This window comes from Desulfitobacterium chlororespirans DSM 11544 (assembly GCF_900143285.1).
GTDB classification, from domain to species: Bacteria; Bacillota; Desulfitobacteriia; order Desulfitobacteriales; family Desulfitobacteriaceae; genus Desulfitobacterium; species Desulfitobacterium chlororespirans.
This window is the reverse complement of sequence record NZ_FRDN01000005.1, coordinates 115,498-132,748: the sequence shown is the minus strand read 5'-3', so window position 1 is coordinate 132,748 and position 17,251 is coordinate 115,498. Positions and strand designations below refer to the sequence as shown.

At 47.9% G+C, this 17,251-nt stretch carries 19 protein-coding genes; 3 read left to right on the top strand and 16 right to left on the bottom strand.

Features of this window, described 5'->3' with window-relative positions; translation table 11 throughout:
* Window positions 1-80 precede the first annotated feature (80 nt).
* The 5 genes from nagZ to abc-f form a co-directional block, all read right to left on the bottom strand.
* Window positions 81-1,361, bottom strand: a complete 1,281-nt coding sequence (nagZ, locus tag BUA14_RS06515) for a beta-N-acetylhexosaminidase (RefSeq protein WP_072771861.1) — start codon at window positions 1,359-1,361, stop codon at window positions 81-83.
* A gap of 118 nt (window positions 1,362-1,479) precedes the next feature.
* Window positions 1,480-1,830, bottom strand: coding sequence for a GIY-YIG nuclease family protein (locus tag BUA14_RS06510; RefSeq protein WP_072771860.1), 351 nt, complete (start codon window positions 1,828-1,830; stop codon window positions 1,480-1,482).
* A 3-nt stretch (window positions 1,831-1,833) separates the two neighbouring features.
* Window positions 1,834-2,313 (bottom strand): DUF6530 family protein, encoded by a 480-nt coding sequence (locus BUA14_RS06505; RefSeq protein ID WP_072771859.1) that lies wholly within the window; start codon window positions 2,311-2,313, stop codon window positions 1,834-1,836.
* Window positions 2,314-2,590: 277 nt separating this feature from the next.
* Complete coding sequence (locus BUA14_RS06500) at window positions 2,591-2,866, bottom strand: DUF2089 domain-containing protein (protein ID WP_015943188.1); 276 nt, start codon at window positions 2,864-2,866, stop codon at window positions 2,591-2,593.
* Between the two features lie 172 nt (window positions 2,867-3,038).
* On the bottom strand, window positions 3,039-4,691 hold the full coding sequence (abc-f, locus tag BUA14_RS06495) for a ribosomal protection-like ABC-F family protein (RefSeq protein WP_072771858.1): 1,653 nt from the start codon (window positions 4,689-4,691) through the stop codon (window positions 3,039-3,041).
* A gap of 443 nt (window positions 4,692-5,134) precedes the next feature.
* On the opposite strand from abc-f, the gene BUA14_RS28455 reads away from it, so the two are divergent.
* Both BUA14_RS28455 and BUA14_RS28450 read left to right on the top strand, forming a co-directional pair.
* On the top strand, window positions 5,135-5,380 hold the full coding sequence (locus BUA14_RS28455; protein ID WP_242954582.1) for a hypothetical protein: 246 nt from the start codon (window positions 5,135-5,137) through the stop codon (window positions 5,378-5,380).
* Window positions 5,377-5,529, top strand: coding sequence for a hypothetical protein (locus BUA14_RS28450; protein ID WP_242954581.1), 153 nt, complete (start codon window positions 5,377-5,379; stop codon window positions 5,527-5,529). Before BUA14_RS28455 ends, BUA14_RS28450 begins: the two co-directional genes overlap by 4 nt.
* A gap of 194 nt (window positions 5,530-5,723) precedes the next feature.
* On the opposite strand, the gene BUA14_RS06485 is transcribed toward BUA14_RS28450, so the two are convergent.
* From BUA14_RS06485 to pdxS, 7 genes are all read right to left on the bottom strand, one after another.
* The gene (locus BUA14_RS06485; RefSeq protein ID WP_072771857.1) at window positions 5,724-6,488 is read right to left on the bottom strand and encodes a MerR family transcriptional regulator; all 765 of its coding nucleotides are present in this window, start codon (window positions 6,486-6,488) and stop codon (window positions 5,724-5,726) included.
* A gap of 98 nt (window positions 6,489-6,586) precedes the next feature.
* Window positions 6,587-7,264: an HAD family hydrolase gene (locus BUA14_RS06480; RefSeq protein WP_178371651.1), complete on the bottom strand. Its 678-nt coding sequence runs from the start codon at window positions 7,262-7,264 to the stop codon at window positions 6,587-6,589.
* Window positions 7,264-8,295, bottom strand: a complete 1,032-nt coding sequence (locus tag BUA14_RS06475) for a threonine aldolase family protein (protein ID WP_072771855.1) — start codon at window positions 8,293-8,295, stop codon at window positions 7,264-7,266. The genes BUA14_RS06480 and BUA14_RS06475 overlap by 1 nt, the downstream gene beginning before the upstream one ends.
* A 67-nt stretch (window positions 8,296-8,362) precedes the next feature.
* Complete coding sequence (locus tag BUA14_RS06470) at window positions 8,363-9,031, bottom strand: SOS response-associated peptidase (RefSeq protein WP_072771854.1); 669 nt, start codon at window positions 9,029-9,031, stop codon at window positions 8,363-8,365.
* A gap of 77 nt (window positions 9,032-9,108) precedes the next feature.
* A complete protein-coding gene (gene ilvA / locus BUA14_RS06465; RefSeq protein ID WP_072771853.1) occupies window positions 9,109-10,323 on the bottom strand; it encodes a threonine ammonia-lyase in 1,215 nt (404 codons plus the stop codon).
* Between the two features lie 254 nt (window positions 10,324-10,577).
* Window positions 10,578-11,177: a pyridoxal 5'-phosphate synthase glutaminase subunit PdxT gene (pdxT, locus tag BUA14_RS06460; RefSeq protein ID WP_072771852.1), complete on the bottom strand. Its 600-nt coding sequence runs from the start codon at window positions 11,175-11,177 to the stop codon at window positions 10,578-10,580.
* 1 nt (window position 11,178) lies between these two features.
* On the bottom strand, window positions 11,179-12,054 hold the full coding sequence (gene pdxS / locus BUA14_RS06455; RefSeq protein WP_072771851.1) for a pyridoxal 5'-phosphate synthase lyase subunit PdxS: 876 nt from the start codon (window positions 12,052-12,054) through the stop codon (window positions 11,179-11,181).
* Window positions 12,055-12,168: 114 nt separating this feature from the next.
* Between pdxS and pdxR the strand changes: the two genes are divergently transcribed.
* Entirely contained in the window at window positions 12,169-13,587 is a 1,419-nt protein-coding gene (gene pdxR / locus BUA14_RS06450; RefSeq protein ID WP_072771850.1) for a MocR-like pyridoxine biosynthesis transcription factor PdxR, read from the top strand.
* A 218-nt stretch (window positions 13,588-13,805) separates the two neighbouring features.
* Here pdxR and BUA14_RS06445 read toward each other — a convergent pair whose 3' ends face one another.
* Genes BUA14_RS06445 through BUA14_RS06430 form a run of 4 tightly spaced genes read right to left on the bottom strand, consistent with a single transcriptional unit; the run spans window position 13,806 to window position 17,220 of the window.
* On the bottom strand, window positions 13,806-14,648 hold the full coding sequence (locus tag BUA14_RS06445; protein WP_072771849.1) for a methyl-accepting chemotaxis protein: 843 nt from the start codon (window positions 14,646-14,648) through the stop codon (window positions 13,806-13,808).
* A 16-nt stretch (window positions 14,649-14,664) separates the two neighbouring features.
* Window positions 14,665-15,846, bottom strand: coding sequence for an acetyl-CoA C-acetyltransferase (locus tag BUA14_RS06440; RefSeq protein ID WP_072771848.1), 1,182 nt, complete (start codon window positions 15,844-15,846; stop codon window positions 14,665-14,667).
* Window positions 15,847-15,901: 55 nt separating this feature from the next.
* Window positions 15,902-16,555, bottom strand: a complete 654-nt coding sequence (locus BUA14_RS06435; protein WP_178371643.1) for a 3-oxoacid CoA-transferase subunit B — start codon at window positions 16,553-16,555, stop codon at window positions 15,902-15,904.
* Window positions 16,552-17,220, bottom strand: coding sequence for a CoA transferase subunit A (locus BUA14_RS06430; protein ID WP_072771847.1), 669 nt, complete (start codon window positions 17,218-17,220; stop codon window positions 16,552-16,554). Before BUA14_RS06430 ends, BUA14_RS06435 begins: the two co-directional genes overlap by 4 nt.
* Window positions 17,221-17,251 lie beyond the last annotated feature (31 nt).

Below are 17,251 nucleotides of genomic sequence, written 5' to 3'. Positions count from 1 at the left end.
ATGTGCAAGGCTTGCTCCCTTTATGGTTCTTATAACTCTTATGGTTTTATGGCCTTTATGAGCTTAAGAATTGTTCTACACTATCCTTTTAAAGCGGGATAATCCTTATAAAGCTGCTCAATTTCAGCATTGATACCTTGCACATCCACCGACTCTTTCTGCCGGTCGGTCAGAGCATACTTCTCTTTCAGCTTTAAGACACGATAGACACTTTCATCGATCCGGTCTGCCGGAATTTCACCTGCCTGGGCAGCATTAAGGAGGGCCTTGAGTACAGCCTCTTCTTTAGCGAAATCATGGCAGACCAGGACAATATCGCTGCCGGCCAGGATGGATTTCACCGCGGCTTCACCGATATTATAATTCTCCACAATAGCCCCCATGGTCAGATCATCCGTAATCACGACCCCGTTATAGTTCATCTCTTTACGCAGGATATCACGGATAAGAACTTCTGAAAAGGATGCCGGATAATCCGGGTCAAGCTTCGGCAGCAAGATGTGAGCCAGCATAATAGCATCCACATCATTGGCAATGGCTTCTGCAAATGGCCTCAGCTCAAAATTCCTTAATCGTTCCAGGTCATAATCAACTCGGGGCAATCCCACATGGGAATCCACCGCAGTATCCCCATGGCCGGGAAAATGTTTAACCACAGAGATAATACCCTGCTCCTGGATTCCCCCCATAGCTTGTATGCCCACTTTGCTGACAAGCTCAGGGTTGCTGCCAAAAGCCCGATCACCGATCACCTTATTCTTGGGGTTGCTGAAAATATCGAGAACCGGAGCGAAATTCACATTCATCCCAAATTCCTTGACTTCCCGGCCCAGGATTTCTCCCATCTTCTTCCCTAATGTACCACTATTCTGGGCTCCGACCTGCTGACTGGAAGGCATCTTCTTGAATTCAGCAGGCATCCTGGATATCCTGCCCCCCTCTTCATCAAGGGCCAAGAATAAGGGAATTTTATTGACTCCATTGGTCCCTTTCAAGGTGTTGATTAGTTTTAACATCTGCCCGCTGTCCCTGACATTTTTCTTTAAGAGAACAAATCCGCCCACATGATAATTTTGAATCAACTGCTGAGCATTAGCGTTTATTTCATATCCGTCCACTCCCACCATCACCAGCTGCCCGACTTTCTCTTCTAAGGTCATAGCTTGGATCCGTTCCTGCAGGGGGTCAATCTCAGGGGGCTTTTCTTGGGGCTCAGCCGGATTATTGTTCCCCTGCTGATCTTGTTGACCTGGTATGGGAAAGTTACCCTCCTGGGGATTCAACCTATGGGATAAAAAGAGAAATCCTAAAACCAAAGCGGCAATAATGATTACGAATATTGCTATCGTTCTTTTGCCCATGTTACCTCTTACCTTTTCACACTATTTTGAAAGCCTGGCCTTTAGCGCGATTGCTATCTGATATAGCCAAGCTATTCTTAATCTTATTGTAAACCTATTTTCCTTATTCATGTATAGTTTACCGCTTGGCTACCGTGAACCCTTGGTCCAATAATTTTTCTTCCCACTCCATCAATAAGAGGGCAAGGTCATCGGTGTAATCGCTCTTGGTCTCATCCTTATCATATTCAAGCTGTTCAAGAACTTCAAAGGTAAAATTCTCTTCCCCTTGTTCCTGCCATTTCTTCATCAGCTCCCGACAAGGAAAGAAGCCTGTCTCCAGCTTAAACCGGATGCCATTAAGGGTCGCCCGCAGATTTCGGGTTCCCTCGATATAATACCATGCCTCTTTCCCGGAGCGAATCCCTACGATCCCCATATCAGGTCTCATCTGCTTATATTGCTCTTTGAGTTCCTTTTTTCTATCCATGACTTAATACCCCATCTCCTTAAGAATTGCTGAAAGAGTCCGCAAACGCTCTCCTAAGAGCTCATCATCATTACAGAGCGCTTGATTAAACAACTTGATATCTTCATTAATTTTCTCATTATCAGTACAGACAGCCACCGTCATAGCATCACCCTGCAGGCCAATTCTGTCAATAACCGGTTTTTCCGGGTCATAGAAATTATCATAACGATAAGCTTCTCTGAAATGAAGCTTGGTCCGGCAAACCAGAATCGCTAAATCAAGAACCCGATGAAGCGGCAGTTCTTCCGATTGTCTGGACCACTTTTCTCCGGTATATCTCCATACTTTAGCGGAAATATCTACTTTACCCCGATCATTCCACTGAGCTAATCCTAAAGAAAGGCCTTTGGCATCAGACTGATAGGCATACCGGCCATCCACGTTTTCATAGTTGTCAGATATGATCACCGGTTTGTGCTTTAAACTGGTTGGTATGTTCATGATTAAAAACCTCCATCACCAAAATAATGTTTGACCATGTCTACCCTATATCGGGCTATGCTTATTTAGTAATTTAGTAAATTACTAAATAAGCATAGCTGCCACACTACCTTTTGTCAACAAACCCCCTCCCCCCTATTCCCAGTGAGGCGAAGTCGTTGGTTCCCCTTATGCTTAGAAAGTATCGTGCGCACGTTTATACTTTCGGATAGTGCAAAAATAAACAGACCCCGATAACTCGGGGTCTGTCAAGCGATGGGCTGAATGACTGGCCGCGTCACTCTTTCCTTTCATTGCTCAAGGACTGTATTACACTGTCGAGACGGCTTCGTACAGTCGGGTATGAGATTCCTAATTCCTTTTCAACTTCTTTGATATTTCCCCGGCATTTAAGAAAAGTTTCCACAAAGAGAAGCTGATCATCAGGTAACTTGCAAAATTTACAGGTGTGAAATTCTCCTTCGAGAGTGGTAGAACAATGGGTACAAAACAATTTGGTCACGTGCATCTCATGCTTACAGATCGGACATTGATGAGGAACCTTATAATCCATCTTTGTCACCTCAATTTTTCATCACGGCTGCCATATGCTACGTTTCGAACCTCCTCTCTCCATGACTACCTACTCATATTTTAAATAATTTTATTAAAATTGTTAAGAAAAATAATTAAGAAATTTAGAAAAGTTAGGGCAAAACCCGCCTTTGCCCTAACTTAAATAACTTCTATAGCTCCAACATCTTTTTGAGCCGCTTTACTTCAGTTAAAATAGCATAATATTCTTTATCAAGATCTTCAACATTATCCTTTTTTCCTGGCATGGAAATTCTACCGACTACTTCCGTCAAACGATTCTGCAGGACAAAAATTTCTTTCTCGATCTCCTCTTTTGTCCTGTCGATATTTTTGTTTTGCTGGACCAGGTATTCTTCATAACTCCCTTTGAAAATTTTGATCTTGTGATTCTCAATAGTCATAATCTTATTGGCCACAGAGCTAATGAAGCGGCGATCGTGGGAAACAAACAACAGGGAGCGTTCATAGTTTTGCAGGGCATCCTCGATGACCTCCAGAGAATGGATATCAAGATAATTAGTCGGTTCATCAAGGATTAATAGGTTAAAGTCCTGACAGAGAATCTTGGCAAAGGAGGCCTTTACCCGCTCGCCTCCGCTCAGCACGTTCACTTTCTTATAGACTGCATCCCCTTTAAAAAGCAGCCGGGCCAGCAATTGCCTTGCAAAGCTCTCCTCATAGAGGCTTTCTTCCATTACATTGGTTAATATACTGGCCTCCTCCTCCAGTATCTTTAAATCCTGACTAAAGTAGCCGATTCTGGCACTGGGAGCAACCTTTATGGAATCTTCCCGGTTGATGATCATTTTAAGCAGGGTACTCTTTCCGCAGCCATTAGGCCCAATCAAAGCCACCTTGACCTCATTCTCAATACAGAATTCCGCATTTTCGAAGATGACTTTACCGGCAAAGGCTTTGTTGAGCCCCTTCCCTTCCATAATAACCTTACTATGCAGCTTCTGGGCATCAGCGATATCCAACTTGATCTTCGCGGTTTGCTTAGGTTTTTCCTTAACTTCCAGCTGCTCAATTCTCGTCTCCACACTTTTTTTGGCCCGGTCAAGATTAGCCTTGGCTTTTTGATTCCCCATCTTATGGAGCCTGGCCTCGGAATTTCCCATTCTCCGGGGAGTTTTACGCACCGATTTTGATTTTTCAGCGCTCTCAATCACGACTTTCTCCAGCCGCTTTTTTTCGGAAACGTATTGCTCATATTCAAACTGGGCTCTTTCTCTTTCCCTGGCCTTTTGCTCACTATAGCTGCTGTAATTGCCCGGGTAAATCTTAAGCCGCCCATCTTCCAGTTCCAGAATCTTAGTGCATAAACTGTCAAGGAGAGTACGATCATGAGAAATCAGGAATAATCCGCCGGAATACTTCGCAAAATAGTGCTCAATCAGTTCGATTCCCTCCAGATCCATATTGCTGGTGGGTTCATCAGCAAAGATCATGGCACTGTTTTGACCTAGGCAAGCGGCCAGCTTAAAGCGGGTCTTTTCCCCACCGCTCATACTCTCGCTGTAGGTTATGGGGATGTTAAATTTCGACGCCATTTCCTGACTGATCTCTTCATGCTCAGGCGGCTCCAGCTGAGAAATCGTCGAGGATTGGCCATAGACTTTCACCCATCCTTCATCAGGTGCTAGCTTCTGGCTGAGAAGGTTGAGCAAGGTGGTTTTACCCACTCCATTGATACCCACGATTCCGATTCTATCTTCAGAGTAAAAGCTTAATTTCTTAATATCAAGGATCAGCCGGTCTCCAAAGTATTTTTTTACATTGCTGCATTCAACTAATAAAATAAAAAACCCCTCCTAGTGTTACCGGAGAGGATAGTGTCATTTCAGATTACAACGCAATAAACCATACTTCTACCCATGTCTTAAGCCCCTTTTCGGTCATAAGGCACTTCAGAATATATAGTAAGGTGCAGTCGTATGAAAAGCTATCCACAGAGAATAATCACTATCCACTCACAGTCAAAAATGCATAGGTTGCAAAGCCGTTGCCACGACTTTTCTCAAAGCATATTTTCCTTGTTAAGTGAATTATTTGCGCATTTTCTGCAGATACCTTACCTTTCATTGGAATGAGTCTGTTGCAGACTTCCTTTTATATTATAAAGTCGCTCTACCCCGATGTCAATTCAGTGTATTTCCGGAGGTGTATTTTTGTCTACTTTTGTGACATTTTCCTATTGAATATCATCCAAAATATGTTATATTATTGGTAAGGTGGTGATCGAGTGGATCAGGAGATGCGCGAAATCCTTAATAAGATACTTCATGGCCAGACAGCGATGAGTGAAAATATTGATTTACTGCAGAAGGATGTCAGCTCCATGAAGAGCGATATCTCAATTCTGCAAAAAGACGTCGGTTCCTTGCAACAAGATGTCAGCTCTATGAAAGACAACATCTCGGCCCTGCAACAAGATGTCGGCTCCATGAAAGGCGACATCTCGGCCTTACAAAAAATGTCGGCTCCATGAAAGGTGATATCTCAGCCCTGCAGACTCAGGTGGCTAATAATACGCTCTTATTGGAAAGCACCCGGAAAGATATCCAAATCATCGCTGAAGTTCAACAAAGTCATTATGAGCAAAACCAACAGGAACATCAGGAAATACTCACTGTTTAGATACCCGATCAAGCACCATCGAATCAGCGGTTAAATCTATATCCTCTACCCTAGGTGAAATTCAGGAAGATAATCAATCCTTTGACGCAATAATCGGGCGGCATGCCCGAACTATAGAAACCATACAAAGAAAATTAGCAAAGGCACTCTAAACGAGTGCCTTTAGCATTTCTTATATAGTGTATTCCTCTCCTTTACTTCTTCATCCCGGTATAGATGAAGACTGCATCCCTAAGGAATTCCGCGGCTCCCGGCTGTTTCTCATCATAATAGGCCGTAAATCTCGGATCATCCACATACATCTGAGCCAGTCCGGCATGAGCCTCCTTAGAGTAGCTGGGCCAGGAGTAGGTGAGCCATTGGCGGTGAAGATCGGCAGTTTTTTGAGCCAGCTCCCCGGCAGGATCCCCGGTTTTGAAGGCTTCACTAAGGGTGGCCAGTACCTCTTCCCCAAGCTTGGTGAACTCATCATACTGTTCCTGGGTCATGTTCATAAGCTTCCGGTTGGATTCCTCGACGGTCTCTTCACCGTATTTTTCCCGGATTTCCTCACCGTATTTGGCTTCATTCTCCTTAATCATCTTGCGTTTAAATCCTTCAAACTTTTCTTTGTCGGACATAGTGATTCTCCCTTCTTTTTGAGCAATGGTTTTTTCAACATTGGCAATGAGCTGCTCCAATTGCTCTCTTTTTTCCAGAAGCTTCTCACGATGTTCCCGCAGTGCCTTTGCTCCATCAAAATCAGGAGAGGTTACCATATCTTTAATACCCTCCAAGCCCATCCCCAACTCCCTATAGAATAAAATTTGCTGCAAGCGGTCAACTTCTTGTTGTCCATAGATTCGATACCCTGAGGAAGAGATTCTGGCCGGCTTAAGAATCCCGATCTCATCATAGTATCTGAGGGTTCGCGAGCTGATTCCTGCTAAATGGGCCAATTTCTGCACTGTGTATTCCATGTGATCACCTCCTGACGAAATTAAGAATACACCTTAACGCAACGTCAATGTAAAGAGGGAAAATGAAAAAAGTTTATTAAAAATTATAACGATAATAATCAGCTTAAAATTCCCAGCAATTGTTCAAAGCTATCCATGGCTTCAGTATAATTTTCCACACAGCCAAAGCCATAGCTTGCATAGATAAAGGGAACCCCAGCCACTTGAGCCGCCTTGGCATCTCCCAGGGTATCCCCCACGTAAACCGGATTTTTCAGATGATTGCGCCTCATGATCAGCTGAATGTTTTCACCCTTAGTCAGACCTGTTCGGCCCGGATTTTCATAATCCGTAAAATACTTCTCCAGTTGATGAGCGAAGAAGAAGGTCTCAATATAACCCACCTGGCAATTGCTGACAATAAAAAGCTTATGCCTTTGGGCAAGAGTCGCCAACGTCTTCTCCACATGAGGATACAAAATCCCCCCCTGCTTCTTCAAATACTCGCATTCGATCTCACCGCCCCGCTCCATGATTTTATTCCGAGTCTCTTCTGAAAAAGAAGGGAAGAGCTTCCTCCCGATCTCGGGAATCTGAAGTCCCATCACTCCTTTGATTTGGTCGATGGACAGTTCAACTGTGGACAGCCTCTGCTCACGGCCATATTCTTTTAAGGCCTTGTTCCAGGACACCCGCACCGGCTCAGTGGCATCCCATAAGGTTCCGTCCAAATCGAAAATAATACCATCAATATCCTGCAGTTTTTCCATAGCGCACTCACTTTCCAGCCAAGCTATTAGGGTTGAAGGATCCGACGAATATCCTTGACAAAGGCAGCCACCGCTTCTTCTCCTGTCGCCCAGGATGCCACCAAACGAATTGCAGTGTGGCTCTCATCTACTTTGCCCCAAATTTCAAAATGACAGCTCTCTTTCAACTCTTGCACCACTTCGTTGGCGAAAATGGGGAAAATTTGATTGGAAGGCGACTCCGAAAGAAAACTAACCCCTGCTTCTTTTAAACCATCCCGCAGCTTATACGCCATACTATTGGCGTGGGCCGCCAAGTCAAAGTATAAATTATCCCGGAAAAGCTCCAGGAATTGAATCCCCAGGACTCTTCCTTTGGCCAGAAGAGCTCCTTTTTGCTTCATATGGTAGCGAAAATCCTGTTTTAATTCCTCATTGCACAGCACCAAGGCTTCGCCCAGCAGTGCCCCGTTTTTTGTCCCGCCGATATAAAAGGCATCCAGTAAATCGGGCAATTCGGATAAAGTCAGATCATTTCCGGCAGCGCACAAAGCTGAACCGAGTCTTGCTCCATCCATAAAGAGATAGAGCTTCTTCTCCCGGCAAAATTCACTGAGGAGCCGGAGCTCCTTTTTAGTGTAAATCGTTCCTACTTCCGTGGCGTTGGAGATATAAACCAGCTTAGGCTTCACCATATGTTCATCGTTATGAACATTCAGGATTGCCTCGACGTGAGCAGGGGTTAACTTGCCATCCTTCACCTCGGCTGTCAGAACCTTATGACCGGTGGCCTCGATGGCTCCCGTCTCATGGACAAAAATATGACCGGTATGGGCCGCGATAGCAGCCTCATGAGGCCTTAAAAAAGCGGCAATCGCGATCAGATTGGTTTGTGTGCCTCCAGCCAGAAAGTGAATATCCACTGCATTGTTCCCCAGTTTTTTACGGAGAATCTCTGCAGCCGCTTGGGAATAGCTGTCTTCGCCATATCCACTTTCCTGAACATAATTCGATGTCAACAAGGCCTCCAGAATTTGCGGATGGGCACCTTCGCTATAGTCGTTTTTAAAACTGATCATGATTTCTCCTCCATTGCTTTCCTAAATAATTGCGCTTCTTAAAATAATTAGCCCTGCTATTTATTACCTAGAACAATCTGGGCAGAGCTGCAACCAAACACTCCGGATCATCGAATTTTGGGGAGTTAACCCGGCTTGTCACCTCGTAAAGAGACATCTGGTCAGCCGGATAAGGGGTAAGAAGACTTTTTAAGAGCCGGCTGTCCGTCACATTAGGATCTAACCAGATAGATTCAGCTTCTCTGGACAGAATCACAGGCATCCGATCATGCAAAGGCTGGATCAGCTCATTAGCCGTGGTGGTAATGATCGTACAGGAATGGAGCATTTCCCCGTCCGGGGATTTCCATGTATCCCATAGACCGGCTAAGCCAAAGAGCTCATTGTTTTTCAAGGTAATCCGATAAGGGTACTTACGGCGTCCCTCTCTCTTCCACTCATAAAAACCATCCGCCACAACCAGACAACGCCTCCGCGGCAAACTGTATTTAAAGCTTGGCTTCTCATCCACAGTTTCCCCTCGGGCGTTGATCAATGTATTGCCTATGCTTATATCTTCAGCCCAGTAGGGTATAAGCCCCCATCTGTACATCACCAAATGATTCGAGCCATCGTTAATGATGACCGGAATATCCTGTGAAGGCGCCATATTATAGCGCGGGATCAGATTGGCTGCAGGGACTTGGAAACGCGCCAGAATATCCATAGGATTAATAAGAACCAAACGTCCGCACATAGTTCCGGTACTCCTTTAATTAAGTCCTACGGCTATTCTACCGTATCCTCCCTGACAGCAAAAGCATCAATTTGCTGTCAGTTAACGGTCAAGGGATATCCGGCACCTTCTAAACGCTGGATAATGCGCTTTTGATGTTCAAAGCTTTGGGTTTCCAGCAGCATATGAACACGGGCTGAGCGCAGAGGAACAGATAAATCATAGCGTGAGTGTTCGATGTTGATGATATTGGCCCTTTCCTGAGCTATAAGCTCGATCACCTTTTCCAAGTTGCCGGGTTGATCCGGCAAAAGAAGCTGACAGGCCATGGTACGACCGGAACGCCTAAGCCCCCGCTCGATGATCTGGGCCAGAAAATTCACATCAATATTACCCCCGCTCAGGATGAGAACCGTTTTCTGATCCTTAAGATCCAGCTTCCCCTGAAGCGCGGCCGCTACGGCAACGGCCCCGGCTCCTTCGGCAAGGGTCTTGGTGCGTTCCATCAACAGGAGAATAGCTTGACTTATCTCTTCTTCTTCAACTGTCACCATCTCATCCACATAATGGCGGACCGCTGCGAAGGTTAGGTCCCCTGCCCTTTTCACAGCAATGCCATCTGCCAAAGTGCTGGCCTGCCCTAATGGCTCGGGCCTGCCCATACTCAGAGCATGAGCCATGCTTGCCGCTCCGGCCGCCTGGACACCGATCAGGCGCACGGAGGGCTTGAGAGATTTCAAAGCCACCGCAATCCCTGCGATCAGCCCTCCTCCCCCGATGGGGACAAGAACTGTATCCACTTCAGGCAGCTCTTCAAAAACTTCCAAGCCGATGGTTCCCTGCCCCGCCATAACCTCCAGATCATCAAAAGCATGAATAAACGTGGCTCCTGTTTCCTTTTGGATCTCTACTGCCTTCTGATAAGCATCATCAAAAACCGCTCCGGACAGAATGACCTGAGCCCCGTACCCTTCCGTAGCAGACACTTTGGCTAAGGGGGCATTTTCCGGCATAACAATCGTTGCGGGAATACCGATACGGGCCGCCGCCATGGCTACCCCTTGGGCATGATTGCCGGCAGAAGCAGCCAGGATTCCTTTTTTCTTCTCCTTTTCGGAAAGCTTCAAGGCCTTATTCATAGCGCCCCGAACTTTAAAGGAACCGGTCTTCTGCATATTTTCCAACTTAAGGTAGATCTCCGTCCCGGCCAGGGCGCTTAGATTGCTTGAATGATCCAGAAGTGTCCGATGAATATAGGGCTGAATAGCTTGTTGTGCTTCTTGAATCTGTTCTAAAGTCAGTAGTGTAGGCATGATCAACGCTCCTTGATTTTCACAGTATGTAAAAACTTTCTATCGTTTAGTTATTATGGCACAAAAAGCAGGGCTGATAAAGCGCTCCAAACAAGTCTTCATTGCCCCCCTCCATAGACTTAGTATGTACAGAAAAAGTCTGCCCCACCCATTATCGCTCTGAATCGCTGCGTCTTGCATATAAAAATGACACTCCCGCAAAGGAGTGCCAAATCGTCTGGAGATATTAAGAAAACCTTTAAACAGCTTCTTTCTTAAACGGCTTTTTGCGTACAGGGAAAGCTTTTCCCACCGCTGATGCTGTCCAAAAACAGCTGATGAATTCTCCTGTCCTCGTTCAATTCCGGGTGAAAGGAAAGTCCGATTTGATTCCGATAACGGACCCCAACGATATCCCCATTAACTTTAGCAAGGATCTCCACGCCCTCCCCTACGGACTCAATATAGGGGGCACGAATAAAGGTCATCGGGACCTTGCCCAAATCCCCGAACTGCTCCTCGGTGTAAAAGCTGCCCAATTGTCTGCCGTAGGCATTGCGCTTGACCGTTACCGGTAAGGTGGCAAAGTAACGGGCCGGATCATTGGAAAGCTTCTCCGCCAGGAGAATGAGACCGGCACAGGTAGCCATAACGGGAAGGCCCGCCGCGATTTTTTCCCGCAGGGGTTCAAACATATCCAGTTCCCTGAGCAGCTTGCCCTGGGTGGTGCTCTCCCCGCCGGGGAGAATCAGCCCCTCAACATCCTGGCAGGCATCCTTGCCATTGCGCAGCTCAAGGCACTCTACCCCAAGACTCTCAAGAATCTTCTCATGCTCGATAAAGGCCCCTTGGACAGCCAGTACGCCTACCCTCATCTTACTTGCCCCGCTCTGCCATCAGCAGTTCAATTTCCTGCTCATTAATCCCCACCATAGCTTCACCCAGATCTTCGGAGAGCTCTGCCAGGACCTTGGGATCCTGATAATTGGTTACTGCTTTGACGATGGCTTGGGCTCTTTTTTCCGGATCTCCGGATTTAAAGATGCCGGAGCCGACAAAGACTCCTTCAGCCCCCAGCTGCATCATCAGGGCCGCATCCCCGGGAGTTGCCACACCACCGGCGGCGAAATTGACCACCGGCAGGCGTTTATGCTCATGAACATAAAGCACTAAATCATAAGGAACCTGCAGTTCTTTCGCTTCTTGGAAGAGCTCGTCTTCCCGCATACCGACAATGCGGTTGATTTGACGGTTGATCATCCGCATATGGCGCACCGCTTGAACGATATCTCCGGTACCCGGTTCCCCTTTGGTGCGAATCATGGCCGCTCCTTCGTTGATGCGGCGCAAAGCCTCTCCTAAATCCTTCGCTCCACAGACAAAAGGCACCTTGAATCTGGTCTTATCAATGTGGTAAACATCATCAGCCGGGGAAAGCACTTCACTCTCGTCAATATAATCGATTTCCACAGCCTCCAAAATCTGGGCCTCCACAAAATGACCAATGCGGCATTTCGCCATCACGGGAATCGAGACAGCTGCCATGATTCCTTTGATCATTTTCGGATCGCTCATGCGGGAAACCCCGCCGACCGCCCGGATATCCGCCGGAATCCTCTCCAGAGCCATCACCGCACAGGCGCCGGCCGCTTCTGCAATCTTAGCCTGCTCCGGGGTGGTCACATCCATAATCACGCCGCCCTTTAACATCTGAGCAAGCTCTTTGTTCAATTCATATCGTTTACGATCCATTGAAAACCCTCACTTTACATCTAAGATAGTATTGAGTATACTCAAAACTGGATATATTAAAATGTTCAATCAGAAATTAATTTATATAACCAATTTTAAAGAGAGGGGCCAATTATGCTCACCTATTCCTTTGAAACCATAGGGTCAGAAAGCATGTATGAATACCTCTATCACTGCATCAAAACCGATATTCTGCAAAAAAAATTAAAGGCTGATGAAAAACTCCCCTCCAAACGGGTTTTTGCCAAGAATCTGGGGGTCAGTGTGATCACTGTGGAAAACGCCTACGCTCAGCTTGCCGCCGAGGGCTATATTTATACCCAGCCCAAGCGTGGCTACTTCGTGGCTAACCTGGAAAAGCAAACCCTCCAGCCTTCTCTGGAAACATCGCGGGACGGTCTCCAACCCAAAAAAGAACCGGCCTATTATGCCGACTTCGTCAAAAATTCCGTAGCTCCGGACTCTTTTCCTTTTTCAATCTGGGCCAAACTGCTGCGGGATGTGATGGATACGGAAAGCCAGGCTTCCCTGCTTTCCGACACGTCTGTGGGCGGGGTCATGAAGCTCAGGCAAGCCATTGCCGAACATCTTTATCAGTTCCGGGGCCTGTCGGTAGAGCCGGAGCAGATTATCGTCGGGGCCGGAACCCAGTACCTTTACAGCGTTATTATTCAGCTCCTGGGCAGAAACCTCACCTACGCCGTGGAGGATCCCGGCTATACCCGGCTCTCTAAAATCTATGAAAGCAATGATGTGAAGTGCTGTCATATCCCCATGGATGACTTGGGGGTCATCCCGGAGTCCTTAAAAGACTGTGGAGCCCATATTCTTCACATTACCCCCTCTCATCACTTCCCCACCGGAGTCGTCATGCCGGTCAGCCGGCGCTATGAATTGTTAAGCTGGGCAGCCCAGGAGAAAGAACGCTATATCATTGAAGATGACTATGACTGCGAGTTCCGTCTCTTCGGCAAGCCCATTCCTACCCTGCAAAGCATCGACGTCATGGAGAAGGTCATTTACATCAATACCTTTTCCAAGAGCCTTGCCCCTACCTTCCGAATCAGCTACATGGTTCTTCCCAAGCCTCTGGTGAACCGTTTTTATAGCCAGTTAGGCTTTTACTCCTGCACTGTCTCTACCTTCGAACAGTTCACCTTAGCAAGATTTATTTCTGAAGGGTATTTTGAAAAGCATATTAACCGCATGCGGACCTATTATCGCAAGCAGCGGGATGCCATCCTGAAGACCCTCCGTCAAAGTATGCTAAGCCCCTATATCACCATTCAGGAAGAGGACTCAGGGTTGCACTTTTTGATGGAGGTGGACACGGAGGTGGATGACGTCCGGTTGATTGATGCCGCCAAAAAGTCCGGAGTTCGTATTTCCTGCGTCTCTCAGTATTACCACGGCACACCCGACCATAAAACCCATAAGATCATCATCAATTACTCAGGTTTAGAATCCGCAAAGATCGAAAACGCTGTCCAAAGGCTGAGCAAAAGCCTTGTGGAAGGAGTTTTATCAGTCTGAATCACGAAAGGGACCTTATCCTTCTTTTGCAGCAGGATAAGGTCTTTCCTTATTGTATGTCTCCACTTTTTAATTTTACTTAACATCCTATATTCGGCTAGACTTTCCCCATCTGAACCAACTTATCTGCCATTTTGGCCGGGAATGCGGAAACTGTCTCGGCAGATAATCGCACCCTTGCGTGGTCATCTCCATAACTTTAAAGTTTACTTAATCTCTCAGATCTCGCTCAGTTCCCGGGCCAAATGGTTGAATTCTTCGGACATTACACTCAATTGCTGCGTTGACTCGGCAATCTGGGAAATTGCGGTCGCAATCTGATCAATCATATTGGCGATTTGCACAACCTCTTTAAGTACCAACGTGTTGTCCTCCTGAACCGTTCGGATGATTTTTTCAACATTACCGATGGAATCTGACGTCATGCCTGACAGTTTGCGGATCTCGGTGGCGACAATGCCAAACCCTCTCCCCTGGTCGCCTACCCGGGCTGCTTCAATGGCTGCATTTAATCCCAGCAGGTTGCTTTGCTGGGCGATTGATTTGATTAAACCCAACACCTGATCGGTATTTTTTACGTTTTGCTTAAAACCATTGAAGGTTTCGGTAAGCACTCTGCTGGTGGAAGCAATTTCTTCGGTTTGGGCGGATATTTCTTCCGAACTGCTGGCAATACTGCTGATATTAATTCCGATTTGTGCCGATGCTTTCTTCATTATTTCATAGCGTTCCGTTGATTCTGAAATGGTGATTGCTCCGATTACGGTTTGCTTGGCATCCAAGATGGGATTTCCCACGCCCACATAGGGGACTCCGTATAAAGAACTATCCATCTGTATAACGACCCGGCGTTTCTCGTGTACCGCTCTGAATAAAGCGCTTCCGGATCTGATCCGATCCCCGGGTTTTACTTTTAGATCAAGGGTAAGCGCCGGCTTGTAAAAAAGAACTTCATCCAAATTACTTACACATACGCCGACGTCATACATCAGCATGTCGCTCAGATTTTTCAGGACACTGACATGGCTCGCTAATAAGGTATCCCCATCAGCATCTGGCATAGAATCAACATCCTTTCTACCTTTCAACCACCACGGCGATCCCCTGCCCGCCGCCGATACAGAGGGTAGCCAAGCCCCGTCGGGCCTGACGGCGCTTCATCTCATGTAGAAGGGTTACCAGGATTCTGGCTCCGGACGCTCCGATCGGGTGCCCCAGAGCGATGGCTCCGCCATTACTATTAGTCTTTTCGGGGTCCAGTCCCAATTGCCGGGAAACTTCCAGCGCCTGAGAGGCAAAAGCCTCATTGGCTTCGATCAAGTCGAGGTCCTCAACGCTTAAGCCGGCCTTGACCAGCGCTTTCTTGCTGGCTGGAATGGGACCTGTTCCCATAATGGAGGGTTCCACGCCGGCCGAAGCCCAGGCAATTATTTTCGCTAATGGCGTCACGCCAAGCTCTTGTGCTTTCTCCTTCGACATGAGCACCAATGCCGCCGCGCCGTCGTTGATGCCTGAAGCATTGCCCGCGGTAACGGTTCCGTTCTGCTTGAAGGCCGGCTTTAAACTTGCGAGCGTTTCCAGACTGGCGCCAAAACGCGGGAATTCATCCTGGCTTACGACGATCGGATCGCCTTTGCGCTGGGGAATCGCCACGGACACGATTTCTTCTGCAAATCTGCCCCCTTTGATCGCTGCTTCCGCCCGGTTCTGGCTCCTGACCGAAAATTCATCCTGCATGGTGCGGGATATAGCGGACTGCTCGGCGATATTCTCCGCAGTGATACCCATGTGGACCTGGTCAAAGGCATCGGTCAAACCGTCATGAACCATAGTGTCCACCAAAATGCCGTTGCCCATGCGGTAGCCGGACCGGGCTTTGGGCAGGGCATAAGCCGCCTGGCTCATGCTCTCCATCCCCCCGGCCACAATAATGCCGGCATCACCGGCCAGGATGGCCTGAGCGGCACAAACCACAGCCTTCAGCCCGGAGCCACAGACTTTATTGATAGTCATGGACGAGGCTTCCTTGGAAACCCCGGCCTTGATAGAGGCCTGACGGGCCGGGTTCTGGCCAAGAGCTGCAGACAGCACATTACCCATGATCACTTCCTCCACCTGCTCCGGCTTGATGCCGGCCCGCTGGACCGCCTCCCTGATGACCAGGGCACCCAAATCCACGGCAGCCATCTGGCTTAACGCGCCGTTTAAGGACCCAATCGGTGTGCGTACTGCGCTGACAATAACCACTTCTCTCTTCATACTGTTATCCTTTCCATTCAACAGATAAAAATCTAAATTAATGAATTCCCCTACCTCAGATTTCCATAACTTTCAGCTCGGGGCTGATGATAAGCTCCGCTTCGGTGGCCCGCTGAACATCCTCCACAGATAACCCCGGTGCTGTTTCCTTCAGGAGCAATCCTTCTTTAGTCACTTCGATGACCGCCATATTGGTGATGATGAGATCCACCTCCTGGCAGGCTGTCAAAGGCAAGGTGCAGGTATTGAGAATTTTGGGCTGACCGTCTTTGGCGGTGTGTTCCATAGCAATGATGACCTTCTTGGCGCCAACCACCAAATCCATGGCTCCGCCCATCCCCGGCACCAACTTGCCGGGAATCATCCAGTTGGCCAGATTGCCCTGCCGGTCCACCTGCAAAGCACCTAGGACGGTTTTATCGATATGCCCGCCCCGGATCATGGCAAAGGAAACGGAACTGTCAAAAAAAGCGCCGCCGGGTATGATCGTGGTGGGCCGGCCGCCGGCATCCACTAGGTTCCAGTCTTCCTGCCCGGCTTGAGGCTTGGCCCCCATCCCGATAAACCCGTGTTCTGCCTGCACCAGCACCGTGACCTCCGGCGGAATATAGTTGACCGCTAAGGTGGGCAGACCGATGCCCAGATTGATAATATCGTTATTTTTAAATTCTCTGGCCACCCGGCGGGCAATGAATTCTTTTGGCATCATTCTTCTGCTCCTCCCTGCACGACCACCGCATCAATAAAAATCCCCGGCAGCATGACTTCTTCCGGATGGATTGCGCCCGCTTCCACACACTCTTCCACTTCGGCGATCACATAATCCGCCGCCGTAGCCATGACCGGATTGAAATTCCTGGCGGACCCCCGGAAGATCAGATTGCCCCAGGTATCTCCCTTATAGGCCTTGATCAAGGCGACGTCAGCTTTAAGCGGCGTTTCCAGCAGATAGGTTTTATCTTCCACACTGACCTTGGGTTTACCTTGTTCAATCACCGTTCCCAGTCCGGTGGGCGTTAAGACTCCGCCCAACCCGGCTCCTCCGGCCCGGATGCGCTCCGCCAGAGTTCCCTGGGGGTTCAGCTCCACCTCCAGTTCTCCGGCGGTCATCTTGCGGCCGGTTTGAGGATTGGTGCCAATATGGGATGCAATCAGCTTCTTTATTTGTCCGGAGGCTACCAGCTTGCCTACCCCCACCCCTTCGAAATCCGTATCATTGCTGATCACCAGCAGGTTTTGCGCTCCGCTCTTCACCACTTCCTCCACCAGGCCTTTGGGACTTCCGCAGCCCATAAAGCCGCCGATCATGATGCTGCAGTTATCCCTGATCTCCCGGATTGCTTCCGCAGCTGTTTTCACTTTATTTACTTTCATGGTTTTTCTCCTCGTTCTCTTCGTTCAGGTT

Bases quoted from the DNA above. Each gene is read 5' to 3' on its own strand.
- BUA14_RS06440 (WP_072771848.1), bottom strand. From the start codon at position 15,846: ATGAAGAGAGAAGTGGTTATTGTCAGCGCAGTACGCACACCGATTGGG.
- pdxS (WP_072771851.1), bottom strand. From the start codon at position 12,054: ATGGATCGTAAACGATATGAATTGAACAAAGAGCTTGCTCAGATGTTA.
- nagZ (WP_072771861.1), bottom strand. From the start codon at position 1,361: ATGGGCAAAAGAACGATAGCAATATTCGTAATCATTATTGCCGCTTTG.
- pdxR (WP_072771850.1), top strand. From the start codon at position 12,169: ATGCTCACCTATTCCTTTGAAACCATAGGGTCAGAAAGCATGTATGAA.
- BUA14_RS06500 (WP_015943188.1), bottom strand. From the start codon at position 2,866: ATGGATTATAAGGTTCCTCATCAATGTCCGATCTGTAAGCATGAGATG.
- BUA14_RS06475 (WP_072771855.1), bottom strand. From the start codon at position 8,295: ATGATCAGTTTTAAAAACGACTATAGCGAAGGTGCCCATCCGCAAATT.
- pdxT (WP_072771852.1), bottom strand. From the start codon at position 11,177: ATGAGGGTAGGCGTACTGGCTGTCCAAGGGGCCTTTATCGAGCATGAG.
- BUA14_RS06505 (WP_072771859.1), bottom strand. From the start codon at position 2,313: ATGAACATACCAACCAGTTTAAAGCACAAACCGGTGATCATATCTGAC.
- BUA14_RS28450 (WP_242954581.1), top strand. From the start codon at position 5,377: ATGAAAGGTGATATCTCAGCCCTGCAGACTCAGGTGGCTAATAATACG.
- BUA14_RS06485 (WP_072771857.1), bottom strand. From the start codon at position 6,488: ATGGAATACACAGTGCAGAAATTGGCCCATTTAGCAGGAATCAGCTCG.
- BUA14_RS06470 (WP_072771854.1), bottom strand. From the start codon at position 9,031: ATGTGCGGACGTTTGGTTCTTATTAATCCTATGGATATTCTGGCGCGT.
- BUA14_RS06510 (WP_072771860.1), bottom strand. From the start codon at position 1,830: ATGGATAGAAAAAAGGAACTCAAAGAGCAATATAAGCAGATGAGACCT.
- ilvA (WP_072771853.1), bottom strand. From the start codon at position 10,323: ATGCCTACACTACTGACTTTAGAACAGATTCAAGAAGCACAACAAGCT.
- BUA14_RS06430 (WP_072771847.1), bottom strand. From the start codon at position 17,220: ATGAAAGTAAATAAAGTGAAAACAGCTGCGGAAGCAATCCGGGAGATC.
- BUA14_RS06435 (WP_178371643.1), bottom strand. From the start codon at position 16,555: ATGATGCCAAAAGAATTCATTGCCCGCCGGGTGGCCAGAGAATTTAAA.
- BUA14_RS06445 (WP_072771849.1), bottom strand. From the start codon at position 14,648: ATGCCAGATGCTGATGGGGATACCTTATTAGCGAGCCATGTCAGTGTC.